This window comes from Rhizomicrobium sp. (assembly GCA_037200385.1).
GTDB lineage: Bacteria > Pseudomonadota > Alphaproteobacteria > Micropepsales > Micropepsaceae > Rhizomicrobium.
The window spans coordinates 4,090,665-4,103,595 of sequence record JBBCGL010000001.1; the positions used below are offsets into that span (position 1 = coordinate 4,090,665).

Consider the following 12,931-nt stretch of genomic DNA (forward strand, 5'->3'; position numbering starts at 1 on the left):
TTGTCATCCCCGGCGAGCCGCGCGCAGCGCGGCGAGGGAAGGGGGCCCAGGTGGGAGGAACCGTCACGGTATTTGGCGCCTGGGTCTGCGTACGCTGTCGCTACGCAGTCCCCTCACGCCGCTGCGCGGCGTTCGGCCGGGGATGACAAGCGGGAATAGTTGGCGAGTTACCCCACGGTCCACCCTTTTGCTGTCTTTTCCGCCCAATCGCGATAAAGAGGGGCGCGCCATGAAGCGCGTCCTCCCAAAGGTTCCATTTTGGCATTCTCCAAGACCCCTGCCGCGCTCGCCCGCGCTCTCGCCGAACGCGACTACAACGAAGCCACCCCGGTGCAGGCCGCGGTGCTCGAAGAGAGCACCGGCGCGCGCGACCTTCTGGTCTCCGCCCAGACCGGCTCGGGCAAGACCGTCGCCTACGGCATCGCGATGGCGCAGACGCTGCTCGACGGCGCCGACACGCTGGGCCCGCCGGGCGAGCCGCTCGCGCTCATCATCGCGCCGACCCGCGAGCTCGCCCTGCAGGTGCAGCGCGAGCTGAGCTGGCTCTATCACTATGCCGGCGCGCGCGTCGTCGCCTGCGTCGGCGGCATGGACCCCAGCGTCGAGCGGCGCCAGCTGCAGAACGGCGTGCACATCGTGGTCGGCACGCCCGGCCGCCTGCGCGATCACCTGGAGCGCCGGGCGCTGAAGGTCTCGGCGCTGAAGGCCGTCGTGATCGACGAGGCCGACGAGATGCTCGACATGGGCTTCCGTGAGGACCTGCAATTCATCCTGGAGACGACGCCCGCGACGCGGCGCACGCTGCTGTTCTCGGCGACCCTGCCCAAGGCCATCGTCACCCTGGCGCAGCACTATCAGCGCGATGCCTTGCGCATCAAGACGCTGGGCGCGACGGAAGGCCATGCCGATATCGAATACCGCGCCATCCGCACCGCGCACGACAAGGCCGAGAGCGTCATCGTCAATCTTCTGCGCTTCCTGGACCCGCCCAACGCGCTCGTCTTCTGCGCCACGCGGCAGGCGGTGCGCCACCTGGAGGCGATCCTGCGCGAGCGCGGCTTCGCGGCCGTGGCGCTCTCGGGCGAACTCAGCCAGGGCGAGCGCAATCACGCGCTGCAGGCGCTGCGCGACGGCCGCGCCCGCGTCTGCGTCGCGACCGACGTCGCGGCGCGGGGCCTCGACCTTCCCAATCTCGGCCTCGTCATCCACGCCGACCTGCCGAACGACGCCGAGGTGCTGCAGCATCGCAGCGGCCGGACCGGACGCGCCGGGCGCAAGGGCGTCAGCATCCTGCTGGTGCCCAATTCGCGCCGCCGCCGCGCGGAGGAGATGCTGTCGCGCGCCCGCGTGCAGTTCACCTGGACCGATCCGCCGTCGGCGGAGGACATCCGCAAGCTCGACCAGGACCGCCTGCTGCAGAACCCGATCCTCACCGAGCCCAGCACCGACGACGAGCTCGCGATGGCCAACAGCCTCCTCGCCGCCCACAATCCGCAGGACATCGCCGCCGCTTTCGTGAAGATGTACCGCGCGACCTTGCCCGCGCCCGAAGAGATCGCCGAGGTGTTCGAGCCGCGCGGCAAGCATCGCGCACACGAAACCCGAGGCCCGCGCGCACCGCGTCCGGACTCTCCGGGCAGACACGCGCCATCCGAGCCGCGCCCGCGCCCCGGCGACATGCAGAACGGCGTGTGGTTCAAGATCACCGTCGGCCGCGAGCGCAACGCCGATCCCAAATGGCTGCTGCCCGAGATCCTCCGCCAGGGCGAGGTCGCCAAGAAGGACATCGGCGCCATCCGCGTTTACGAGCGCGAAACGCGCTTCGAGGTCTCACCGGATGTCGCCGAGGCCTTCGCGCTCCGCGTCGCCGACCGCAAGAAAGGCGGCGTCCGCATCTTCCCCGCCCCCGACGGCCCCAGCGTCGACACCGCCCCCGCGCCGGACGCGCCGCCGCAAGACCGCCCGGCCAAGCCCCCCTTCAAAAAAAGCAACAAGCACTTCGCCGGCAAGCGCAAGCACGCGGTAAAAAACCGCTGAGACGCCGAAGCCGCCATCCTTGTCATCCCCGGCTGAGCACCGCGGAGCGGTGCGAAGGGAAGGGGACCCAGGCGCCAAACACGGTGACGGTCCCTCCCACCTGGGTCCCGTTCCCTCGGCGCGCTATCGCGCGCCTCGCCGGGGATGACAAATATATGCGCAGCCCCTACCGCTCCGGCACCGTCGAGCCGCGCAGCGCGGCATAGACCGCGTCGACCGCCGCCAGCGTGCGCCGGTCCGGCACGCCGCCTGCCGAGATGGGATCGCCAAGATAAAGCACGCCGGCGTCGCCGCCCGCAAACACCGGCCAGCGCGGCACGCCGGCGCCGTTCGGATCGCCGCGCTTCACGAAATTCGTCCAATAGGTCGCCATCGCATCCGCTAGGCGGCGGTCGGCCGCCGTCCATGCCCACGCGTCCTGATCGAGATGATCGGACATGTACCAAAGCTCGGCATAATGGCTCGCGCCCCAGCCCGCGTAAGGCGACCCGGCCGGAAAAGGCGGCTTCCGCGTGAAGTGGTAATAGAACACCTTCTGCCGCCCCGTCGCCGCCGCCAGCCGCGCCCAGGTCCACATGTCCCAGCCGAACCGCATGTCGCGCTCCAGGTCGGCGCGCGCCGCCCGCGCCTCGGCATCGGTCTTGTACGGATAGGCCGCGACGATCGCCGGCGGCAGCGGCGCGAAATTCTTCGCGAGGTCGTCGTTGAAATTCGCCGCCGTGACGCCGTCCAGCTTGGCCAGCGATCGCGCTTCCTCCTCGTTGGAGCCGACCAGGATCGGCACGTCGTTCTGCCGGCCGGCCGCGAACACGTCGTACGGCGCCTGCGGCAGCACGCCCGGCGCGATCACCGGATGCGTCACCAGCGCCGCCTTGCCGCCCAGCAGCGCCTGTGCGGGCAGGGCACGCAGCGCCGCCAGCGTGGGCGCGCCCAGCGACGCGGCATAGGCCACGCCGTCGCGCTCGGCATTGGGCAGCAGATAGTTCGGCGCCAGGGCCAGCGGCTCGAACAGCCCGCCGCTCTGCGCGATGGCGCCCTGGAACAGCCCCTTGGCCCGCGGCGAGGCCATCAGCATGCCGACCGCCATCGCGCCGGCCGACTGGCCCGCGATCGTCACCCGCGCCGGATCGCCGCCGAACGCCGCGATGTTGCGCCGGACCCATTGCAGCGCCGCGACCTGGTCCATCAGCCCGTAATCACCCGAGCTGTGCTCCGGCGACTCCGCCGTCAGTTCGGGATGTGCGAGATATCCCAAAGGCCCAAGCCGGTAGGCGATGGTGACCACGATCACGCCGCGCCGCGCTAGCCGGTCGCCCCAATAGAGCGGCATCGCCGTCGAGCCGCTGGCATAGCCGCCGCCATGGATCCACACCATCACCGGCAGATGCGCCGCGCCGCGCGGCGCCCAGATGTTGAGATAGAGGCAGTCCTCGCCGACCGCCGGCATCGTCTCGCCCGGCATCGAGACGTCCTTCTGCATGCAGGCCGGCGCGAACGCCTTGGCCGCCCGCACGCCGTGCCAGGCCGTCACCGCCTGCGGCGGCCGCCAGCGCAGCGCGCCCAAGGGCGGCGCGGCATAGGGCACGCCGCGATAGACGGCCAGCACGCCCTCTTCGGTTCCCGCCACCAGCCCGGCATCGGTCCGCACCGGCTGCGCCGCTGCCGCCACGGAGCCGGCCAGCAGGAGCACGGCAAAGATTGCGATACGCCAAGGTGAGGTCATGCGCGGTCGTCCCCTCGTTCCGCTCTCAATGTGGCGACGGCACCCGAAGATGACAGCACGCCGCGCACCAGCCCGTCCCGCAGCCGCGCTGTCCCGTCACCATGAGCCGGACCTTCGGCCAGGCGATCCGCGCGAAGTTTGCCGGCTAGAAAACCGGCCGTTCGAATCGATGCAGCCCAAACCGGTGCTTTGGCGACACACTCCGGCCGCGACGGGCTTCAGTCCTTCGCGCGCTCGACATAGGACCCATCCTCGGTCATCACCACGACGCGCGTGCCGGTCGTGATGTGGGTCGGCACCATGGTCTTGACGCCGTTCGACAGCATCGCGGGCTTGAACGAGCCCGACGCGGTCTGGCCCTTCACCACCGGCTCGGTGTCGACGATCTCGAAGGTCGCGCGCTGCGGGATTTCCATCGAGATCGGAATGCTCTCATAGAGCTGGAACTGCACTTCCATGTTCTCGATCAGATAAGGCGCGAAGTCGCCGACCACATCCTTGCCGACATGCACCTGGTCGAAATTCTCCGGCTGCATGAACACCCAGTGCTCGCCGTCCTGGTAGAGATAGTTGAAGCGCTGCGACTCGACGAACGCCTTCTCGACGCTGTCGGTGGTGCGCAGGCGCTCGACGGTCTTGAGGCCGTCCGGGATGCGGCGCATCTCCAGATGGGTCACCGGCGTGCCCTTGCCGGGATGGATGTTCTCGGCGGTGATGACGACATAGAGCTTACCGTCCTTCTCGAGGACGTTGCCCTTGCGCACGGAGCTGGCGATGACCGAAACCACGAAGAACCTCTGGATTGGCGTGAAGACCGGGGCTAATAGCAGCCCGGCCCGCCCCGCGCCAGACCCGGCCGGCCGGCCCGGAACCGCCCATGCCTGACACCCCCTGGTGGTCGCCCCACCGCCACGCCGACCGCCGTCCGCTGCTGCTGCGCCGGGCCGCCATCAAGGCTGCGATCCGCGCCCATCTCGAGGCCCAGGGCTTCACCGAGGTCGAATGCGGCGCGCTGGCCGTCTCGCCGGGCAACGAGGCGCATCTGCACGCCTTCCGCACCGAAGCGCTGACCGTCGCCGGCGAGCCGCGCACCCTCTATCTGCACACCTCGCCCGAATTCGCCGCCAAGAAGCTGCTGGCGGCGGGCGAGACGAAGATCTTCGACTTCGCCCGCGTCTTCCGCAACCGCGAGCGCGGGCCGCTGCACGCCCCCGAGTTCACCATGCTGGAATGGTACCGCGCCGGCGCGCGCTACGAGACCGTGCAGCAGGATTGCCTCGACCTGCTGCGCCTCGCCGCGCCGGGCGATCTCGTCTACCGCGACCGCCGCTGCGACCCGCGCGCCACGCCGCAGCGCCTCACCGTTGCGGAGGCCTTCACCTACCACGCCGGCATCGACCTGATGGCGACGCTCTCGCCCGGCGGCGAAGGCGACCGCGACGCGCTGGCCACCAAGGCCCGCCGCGCCGGCTTCGAGATCACCGCCCAGGACGGCTGGTCCGACATCTTCAGCAAGGTTCTGGCCGCCGCCATTGAGCCGCGCCTCGGCCTCGGCGCGCCGACGCTGCTGGTCGAATATCCGCGCTGCGAAGCGGCGCTGGCCCGTGCCGTGCCGTCCGACCCGCGCGTCGCCGAGCGCTTCGAGCTCTATGCCTGCGGCGTCGAACTGGCGAACGGCTTCGGCGAGCTCACCGATCCGGTCGAGCAGCGCGCCCGCTTCGAAGGCGAGATGGACGAGAAGCAGCGCATCTACGGCGAGCGCTATCCCATCGACGCGGACTTCCTCGCCGCGCTGGACCACATGCCCGAGGCGAGCGGCGTCGCGCTCGGCTTCGACCGCCTGGTGATGCTCGCCACCGGCGCGCCTCGGATCGACGACGTGCTGTGGACGCCGGCGCCGTGAGCCTCGATGCCGTCACCGCCCGCTACGCCTACGCCATCACGCCGCAGATCGAGGCGCTGCTCGATCATCCGGCCATCGCGCGCCAGTTCCTCCCCAGCGAAGCTGAGCTGGTCGCGCGTCCCGACGAAACCGCCGACCCGATCGGCGACGGCGTGCATTCCCCCGTTCCCGGCATCGTCCACCGCCATCCCGACCGTGTGCTGTTCAAGGCGGTCGCGGCCTGCCCGGTCTATTGCCGCTTCTGCTTCCGGCGCGAGAGCGTCGGCCCCAAGAGTCCCAACGCCCTGTCGCCCGAGGCGCTCGATGCCGCCTTCGCCTATATCGCGGCGCAGCCGCAGATCTGGGAGGTCATCCTCACCGGCGGCGATCCCTTCATCCTGTCGTCCCGCCGCGCGCAGGAGATCACCCAGCGGCTTGCCGCCATCGCGCATGTGAAGATCGTGCGCTGGCACACCCGCGTGCCGATGGTCGATCCGTCGCGCATCACCGACGATTTCGTCGCCGCCCTCAGCGCCCCCGGCGTCACGAGCTGGGTGGCGCTGCATGCCAACCATCCCGCCGAGTTCTCGCCCGCCGCGCGCCGCGCCATCGCGCGCCTGGTCGATGCCGGCATTGCGCTGGTCAGCCAGTCGGTGCTGCTCGGAGGCGTCAACGACGATGTCGAAACGCTGGCCGCGTTGATGCGCGCCTTCGTCGAGACCCGCATCAAGCCCTACTACCTGCACCATCCCGATCGTGCGCCCGGCACCGGGCATTTCCGTGTGAGCATTGCGAAGGGTCGCGCCTTGATGCGCCAATTGCGCTCCGAGCTTTCCGGCCTGGCGCTGCCCACCTACGTCCTCGACATCCCCGGCGGCCACGCCAAGGTCCCGCTGCTGAGCGACGATGTGAAAGAGACGGCACCCGGCCACTGGCGCATCCGCGATCACGCGGGCGCATGGCACGAGTATTCGGACGCGTAAAACACAGCTGTCATCCCGGCCAAGCGATGCGTCAGCATCGCGCAGAGCCGGGACCCATCCTGCCGCACGCGCGATGGGTCCCGGGGTCTCGCTGCGCTCGCCCGGGATGACAGAGGAGTTAGAAGGGCTAGCGCCCGCGCAGCGCCTTGAAAAACGCGCTCACCTTGTGCCGGGTCTGCTCCCACCACACCACGCGCCCGTTGGTCACCCAGTTGAGCTGGATCACCCGCCGCGGCCCGTCGAAGGCCTCGAAGCCGTGCCACGCATTCGGCTTGTTCTCGAACACCAGCAGCGTGCCCTCGTCCGGCGGCACCTCGGCGATCATGTCGTCGAGATTGTCCGGAGAGCGCAGCAGGCGCAGCCGCCCGCCCGGCGCCTCCCACTTTCCGTTCATGTAGATCAGCACCGTGACCAGCTTGGTCACGCTGTCGGTGTGGATCTGCCCATCGCGCGGCGCGGAGATCCCGCGCACCGTCACCATGGTCGGCCGCACCGAAAGGTCGAGGCCCAGCCGCTCGCCCACCGCGCGCGCGAAGTCCGGCCCCTGGATCGACTCCATGAAGGCGCGGAACGCCGGCCCATAGGATAACGTCGGCAGCGGGAAGCTGCCGGCATGCGTCACGGCCGGGAAATCCGCATTGATCGCGTCCAGCGCCTCGGGCCTCACGAAGCCCGGCACCATGAAATAGGGGAACGGCTCGCGCGCCACCGCCGCGCGCGTCACCGCCGCGACGTCGATGGGCAGCGCCGCCATCAGCGGTAGTCGGCGTTGAGCGCGGCGAGCTTGGCCGAGCCGGGGCACAGCTCGCGCACGCCGAGCTTGTTGAGCGGCGTCGGCACCGTCTTGAGCTCGGCATGCAGGTCGTCGGCCTGCGGCTCGACATAGAGCAGCCCGGTCAGCACCTCGCCTTTGCTGTGATGATGCTGGATGAACGCCATCGCCGCGGCGCGGTCGGTCGGATCGTAGTCGGCCTGCAGCTTGGAGAGCTTGAGGAAGGAGCCGTCATGCTGCTGCACCACCTGCACCGTGCCGGGCTCGTAATCCGCCAGGACCGGCGCGCGGTCCTCGATGAAGTCGAGCCGGTTCACCGCCTCGTTGTGCTCGCGCACGAAGTCGAAGCTCTTGGTCGAGCCCGCATGGTTGTTGAACTGCACGCAGGGGCTGATCACGTCGATCACCGCCGAGCCCTGGTGCTGGATCGCCGCCTTGAGGATCGGCACCAGCTGCTTCTTGTCGCCGGAGAAGGAGCGCGCCACGAAGGTCGCGCCGAGCACCAGCGCCAGCGAAACCAGGTCGATGGGATTGTCGGTGTTGGTGCCGCCCGCCTTCGACTTCGAGCCCTTGTCGGCCGTCGCCGAGAACTGGCCCTTGGTCAGGCCATAGACGCCGTTGTTCTCGCAGATATAGACCATGTTCACACCGCGCCGCACGCAATGGGCGAATTGGCCCAGCCCGATGGAGGCGCTGTCGCCGTCGCCCGAGACGCCCAGATAGATCAGGTCGCGGTTGGCGAGATTGGCGCCGGTCAAGACGCTCGGCATGCGGCCGTGCACGCTGTTGAAGCCATGCGCCCCGCCCAGGAAATAGTCCGGCGTCTTCGACGAGCAGCCGATGCCCGACATCTTGGCGACGCGATAGGGCTCGATGTCGAGCTCATAGGCCGCCTGGATCAGCGCCGCCGAGATCGAGTCATGCCCGCAGCCGGCGCACAGCGTCGAGATCGAGCCTTCATAGTCGCGGTGCGTGAAGCCCAGCTTGTTGGGGACCAGCCCGGGATGATGCAGCTTCGGCTTGGCGATATAGGTCATGGCGCAACGCCTTTCGCATAGGTCGTCTTGAAGGTCTCGAAATTCGTCATCATCTGCGGCTCGAGATCGGGCGGCATCCGCTTGGTCGCTTCGCCCTGTGCCAGGCCGAGCACCGTGCCGGCGCCGCCCAGGTAGCGGTCGAAATTCGCCAGCAGGTCGATCTCGTTATCGTAGTGGCGCGCCGCCAGTGTCGCGAAATCGTCCTCCGCGAACACCGGCGTCGGCTCCTGGTGGAACACCGTGCCCAGATCGACCCGGTCGTCCAGCAGATGCAGCGTGTTGCCGGCAAGCTGGTTCTTGTGGATCGCCCATTTGAAGGAATCGAGTCCGCGGGTCTGCGGCACGAGGCCGGGATGGCAGTTCACCACCTTCGCGCTGTTGCAGAACTCGCCGTCGATCAGGTTGGCGCCGCAGATCAGGTAATAGTCGTAGTCGTCGCGGAAGCTGCGCCAGTCGTCCAGCATCACGCGCCGCAGGCCGTAGCGCTCGGCCAGCGCCTGCGCGCTCGGGCCGGTGAACTGGAACGGCCGGTGGTTGACCGCGATCGCGCGCGGCGCCCGCGGCTTGAACGGCGTCAGCACCAGGCCGATATCGGCGAAGCCGCGGCGGCGCAGGCGGAAGAACACCTCCTGCGTCTTGCGGTGCTGGGTGTCGTAGGTCAGCAGCGCCAGCCGCATCGTGCGCGCCGCCTTACGATTTGCGGCCCGGCGCGACCTGCAGCATCTGCAGGTGGTCGCCGATCGCCTTGGTGATGAAGCGCGCCGTGATCGGCGTGCCGTCGTAATGCAGAATGGCGGTGAAGCGCGCCGGATCGATCGCGCATTCGTTGACGATCAGCTTCTGGAGCTGCGCGTCGCGGTTCTGCTCGACCACGAAGATCTGGTCATGCGCGTTGATGAACTCGACGACCTCGTCGTTGAACGGAAAGGCGCGGACCCGCAGCGTGTTCAGATGCACGCCCGACTGCTCGAGCGCGGCCAGCGCCTCGTCCATTGCCGCCGAGGTCGAGCCGAAATAGATCGCGCCGAACCGGGTCTTCTCGCGCGCGTCGCGCCGCACCGGGCCGGGCACGAGGCCCTTGGCGGTCTCGAATTTCCGCAACAGGCGCTGCATGTTGTAGACGTAGTCGGCGCCCTCTTCCGAATACTTCGCCATCGTGTTGCGGCTCGAGCCGCGGGTGAAATAGGCGCCCTTGCTGGGATGCGTCGCGGGCAGGGTGCGGTAGGGGATCGCGTCGCCGTCGACGTCGGTATAGCGGCCGAAGAACGTGCCGGCCTCCAGCTCCTCCGCCGTCATGATCTTGCCGCGGTCGTATGTGCGGCTGTCGTCCCAGGTGAAGGGCTTGCAAAGCCAGTCGTTCATTCCGATGTCGAGGTCGAGCATCACGAACACCGGCGTCTGCAGCCGCTCCGCGAGGTCGAAAGCCTGAGCGGCGAACTCGAACGCCTCATGCGGGTCCTCCGGGAACAGCAGGGGATGCTTGGTGTCGCCATGGCTCGCATAAGCCGCGAGCAGGATGTCCGATTGCTGGGTACGGGTCGGCATGCCGGTCGAAGGCCCGCCGCGCTGGATGTCGAAGATCACCGCCGGCACTTCGGCGAAATAGGCGAGGCCGAAGAATTCCTGCATCAGCGAGATGCCGGGGCCACTGGTCGCGGTGAACGAGCGCGCGCCGTTCCAGCCGGCGCCGATCACCATGCCGATGGCGGCGATCTCGTCCTCCGCCTGCACGATGGCGAAATTGTTCTTCCCCGTCGCCGGATCGATGCGGAAGCTTTTGCAATGCGCCGTGAAGGCTTCGGCCAGCGAGGTCGAGGGCGTGATCGGATACCAGGCGCACACCGTCGCGCCGCCATAGACTGCGCCCAGCCCCGCCGCGTCATTGCCCTGGATGAAGATGCGGTCGCCGACCAGGTCCGACTTCTCGACCTTCAGCTTGCACTTTCCGGCGAGATTGGCCGCCGCATAGTCGTAGCCGATCTTCATCGCGCGGAAATTGAGCTTGATGAGCTTGTCCTTGCCCTTGAACTGCTCGGTGATCAGCCCCTCGATGGTCTCCAGGTGCATGTCCAGCAGCTGCGCGACCGCGCCGAGATAGATCACGTTCTTCAAAAGCTGCCGCTCGCGCGGAATCGTGCCCTCCAGCGTGTTGGAGAGCTGCGTCAGCGGCACGCCGAGCAGGTTCACATCGGCGCGCAGCTTCTGCGTCGTCAGCGGCTTGGTGGAATCGTAGAACAGGTAGCCGCCGGGCTCGATGCTGTCGACGTCCTTGTTCCAGGTCTGCGGATTCATCGCGACCATCAGGTCCACGGTATCGCCGCGCCGCCCCAGCCAGCCCTCGCCCGAGACGCGCACCTCGTACCAGGTCGGCAGGCCCTGGATGTTCGAGGGGAAGATATTGCGCGAACACACCGGCACGCCCATCCGCAGGATGGCGCGCGCGAACAACTCGTTGGCCGAGGCCGAACCGGAGCCGTTGACGTTGGCGAATTTGACGACGAAATCGTTGGTCGCGGCCGCCGGCTGCGTCGCCGGCTGGTTGGTCATCACTTGTGACATGAGCCTGCTTTCGCCGTCTCGAGATAGAATTTCTTCATGTCCCAGGCGCCCGTCGGGCAGCGCTCGGCGCACAGCCCGCAATGCAGGCAGACATCCTCGTCCTTCGCCATGATCCGGCCGGTCTTGAGGATGTCGGAGATGTAGAGGTCCTGCGTCAGGTTCACCGCCGGCGCCTGCAGATGGGTGCGCAGCACCGGTTCGGGATCGTTCGCCGTGAAGGTGATGCAGTCCACCGGGCAGATGTCGACGCAGGCGTCGCACTCGATGCACAAATTCTCCGCGAACACCGTCTCGACGTCGCAATTGAGGCAGCGCTGCGCCTCCTTGAAGCCGAGCTCGCGGCTGAAGCCCAGCTCCACCTCCATGTTCACGTCCTTGAGCGTGATCTCCTTGGGCGCATGCGGCACCTTGAAGCGCAGGTCGAGCGACACGTCGTTGTCGTAGGACCACTCATGGATGCCCATCTTCTGGCTGGCGAGGTTGACCAGCGGCGACGGCCGCACCTTCACGTCTTCGCCGTTGCAGAAGAGGTCGATGGAGACCGCCGCGTCGTGGCCATGCGCCACCGCCCAGATGATGTTCTTGGGCCCGAACGCCGCGTCGCCGCCGAAGAACACCTTCGGATTGGTCGACTGGAAGGTCACTGTGTCGACGATCGGCATATCCCATTTGGGCTCGAATTCGAGGCCCAGGTCGCGCTCGATCCACGGGAAGGCGTTCTCCTGCCCCACCGCCACCAGCACGTCGTCGCATTCCATCAGCACGTCCGGCTCGCCGCTCGGCACGAGGTTGCGGCGGCCTTTGGCGTCCCGCTCGGCTTTCACCTTCTCGAACACCACGCCTGTGAGCTTGCCGTTCGTATGCGCGAATTCCTTGGGCACCAGGAAATTGTGGATCGGGATGTCCTCATGCATCGCGTCCTCCTTCTCCCAGGGAGACGCCTTCATCTCCTCGAAGCCGGAACGCACCACAACGTCGACCTTCTCGCCGCCCAGGCGGCGCGACGTCCGGCAGCAATCCATCGCGGTGTTGCCGCCGCCCAGCACGATCACGCGCTTGCCGATGGAGGTCGTATGGCCGAACGAGACGCTCGACAGCCAGTCGATGCCGATATGGATGTTCGCCGCCGCTTCGGTGCGGCCGGGGATGTCGAGATCGCGCCCGCGCGGCGCGCCGCAGCCGACGAACACCGCGTCGTAATCCTGGTCCAGCACCGCTTTCAGGCTGTCGATGCGCTGGCCGAACTTGGTCTCGGGCTCCAGCGCGAGGATGTAGTTGCACTCCTCGTCCAGCACATGCTCCGGCAGGCGGAATTTGGGGATCTGCGTCCGCATCATGCCGCCGGCATTGGCGTCGGCGTCATAGATCGTCACGTGATAGCCGAGCGGCAGCAGGTCGCGCGCCACGGTCAGCGAGGCCGGCCCCGCCCCGATCAGCGCGATGCGCTTGCCGTTCTTCTGCGACGCGGGCCGCGGCATGCGCCCCTTCACATCGTCCTTGTTGTCGGCTGCGACGCGCTTGAGGCGGCAGATCGCGACGGGGTCTTCCTCGACCCGTCCGCGCCGGCACGCCGGCTCGCACGGCCGGTCGCAGGTCCGCCCCAGCACACCCGGGAACACGTTCGACTGCCAGTTGATCATATAGGCGTCGGAGTATTTGCCCTCCGCGATCAGCCTTATGTATTCCGGCACCGGCGTGTGCGCCGGACACGCCCATTGGCAGTCGACGACTTTGTGGAAGTAGTTCGGATCGGAAACGTTGGTCGGCGCCATTCCCGGGCGGCGCACCGCTGCGGGGCGCCCATCAGCCGTGACACTCATGTTATGTACGTGATCTCCAAGACAGCGCTCTTGCCCGCGATTTTACGTGAGGCGCCCCTTTAAAGGCGGCGACCTTATAGACCCGTCGGACCGGCATTTCCCCTCATTTTTCGAGTTT

The 12,931-nt window shown here is 67.8% G+C and carries 10 protein-coding genes; 3 read left to right on the top strand and 7 right to left on the bottom strand.

Annotation, left to right across the window (positions count from 1 at the left end; genetic code table 11):
• The first annotated feature begins 258 nt into the window (after positions 1 to 258).
• Complete coding sequence (locus tag WDM91_19680) at positions 259 to 2,037, top strand: DEAD/DEAH box helicase (GenBank protein MEI9996824.1); 1,779 nt, start codon at positions 259 to 261, stop codon at positions 2,035 to 2,037.
• A gap of 166 nt (positions 2,038 to 2,203) precedes the next feature.
• Here the strand turns inward: WDM91_19680 and WDM91_19685 are convergent, their stop codons facing one another.
• Positions 2,204 to 3,760 carry a carboxylesterase family protein gene (locus tag WDM91_19685; protein MEI9996825.1) on the bottom strand — a complete coding sequence of 519 codons (1,557 nt, stop codon included), beginning with the start codon at positions 3,758 to 3,760 and terminating at the stop codon, positions 2,204 to 2,206.
• A gap of 218 nt (positions 3,761 to 3,978) precedes the next feature.
• The gene (gene efp / locus WDM91_19690) at positions 3,979 to 4,548 is read right to left on the bottom strand and encodes an elongation factor P (GenBank protein ID MEI9996826.1); all 570 of its coding nucleotides are present in this window, start codon (positions 4,546 to 4,548) and stop codon (positions 3,979 to 3,981) included.
• 89 nt (positions 4,549 to 4,637) lie between these two features.
• On the opposite strand from efp, the gene epmA reads away from it, so the two are divergent.
• The gene (gene epmA, locus WDM91_19695; protein MEI9996827.1) at positions 4,638 to 5,663 is read left to right on the top strand and encodes an EF-P lysine aminoacylase EpmA; all 1,026 of its coding nucleotides are present in this window, start codon (positions 4,638 to 4,640) and stop codon (positions 5,661 to 5,663) included.
• Positions 5,660 to 6,625, top strand: a complete 966-nt coding sequence (locus tag WDM91_19700) for a lysine-2,3-aminomutase-like protein (GenBank protein ID MEI9996828.1) — start codon at positions 5,660 to 5,662, stop codon at positions 6,623 to 6,625. The genes epmA and WDM91_19700 overlap by 4 nt, the downstream gene beginning before the upstream one ends.
• 127 nt (positions 6,626 to 6,752) lie before the next feature.
• On the opposite strand, the gene WDM91_19705 is transcribed toward WDM91_19700, so the two are convergent.
• Genes WDM91_19705 through WDM91_19725 form a run of 5 tightly spaced genes read right to left on the bottom strand, consistent with a single transcriptional unit; the run spans position 6,753 to position 12,813 of the window.
• Positions 6,753 to 7,379: a 2OG-Fe(II) oxygenase gene (locus WDM91_19705; protein MEI9996829.1), complete on the bottom strand. Its 627-nt coding sequence runs from the start codon at positions 7,377 to 7,379 to the stop codon at positions 6,753 to 6,755.
• Positions 7,379 to 8,434 carry a 2-oxoacid:ferredoxin oxidoreductase subunit beta gene (locus tag WDM91_19710; protein MEI9996830.1) on the bottom strand — a complete coding sequence of 352 codons (1,056 nt, stop codon included), beginning with the start codon at positions 8,432 to 8,434 and terminating at the stop codon, positions 7,379 to 7,381. The genes WDM91_19705 and WDM91_19710 overlap by 1 nt, the downstream gene beginning before the upstream one ends.
• Entirely contained in the window at positions 8,431 to 9,111 is a 681-nt protein-coding gene (locus WDM91_19715; GenBank protein MEI9996831.1) for a formyltransferase family protein, read from the bottom strand. Before WDM91_19715 ends, WDM91_19710 begins: the two co-directional genes overlap by 4 nt.
• A 13-nt stretch (positions 9,112 to 9,124) precedes the next feature.
• Positions 9,125 to 10,993 (bottom strand): 2-oxoacid:acceptor oxidoreductase subunit alpha, encoded by a 1,869-nt coding sequence (locus WDM91_19720; protein MEI9996832.1) that lies wholly within the window; start codon positions 10,991 to 10,993, stop codon positions 9,125 to 9,127.
• Entirely contained in the window at positions 10,981 to 12,813 is a 1,833-nt protein-coding gene (locus WDM91_19725; protein ID MEI9996833.1) for an FAD-dependent oxidoreductase, read from the bottom strand. The genes WDM91_19720 and WDM91_19725 overlap by 13 nt, the downstream gene beginning before the upstream one ends.
• Positions 12,814 to 12,931: the final 118 nt, after the last annotated feature.

Coding starts and splice junctions, on each gene's coding strand:
- WDM91_19725 (MEI9996833.1), bottom strand. CDS start 12,813: ATGAGTGTCACGGCTGATGGGCGCCCCGCAGCGGTGCGCCGCCCGGGA.
- WDM91_19710 (MEI9996830.1), bottom strand. CDS start 8,434: ATGACCTATATCGCCAAGCCGAAGCTGCATCATCCCGGGCTGGTCCCC.
- WDM91_19685 (MEI9996825.1), bottom strand. CDS start 3,760: ATGACCTCACCTTGGCGTATCGCAATCTTTGCCGTGCTCCTGCTGGCC.
- epmA (MEI9996827.1), top strand. CDS start 4,638: ATGCCTGACACCCCCTGGTGGTCGCCCCACCGCCACGCCGACCGCCGT.
- WDM91_19715 (MEI9996831.1), bottom strand. CDS start 9,111: ATGCGGCTGGCGCTGCTGACCTACGACACCCAGCACCGCAAGACGCAG.
- WDM91_19720 (MEI9996832.1), bottom strand. CDS start 10,993: ATGTCACAAGTGATGACCAACCAGCCGGCGACGCAGCCGGCGGCCGCG.
- WDM91_19705 (MEI9996829.1), bottom strand. CDS start 7,379: ATGGCGGCGCTGCCCATCGACGTCGCGGCGGTGACGCGCGCGGCGGTG.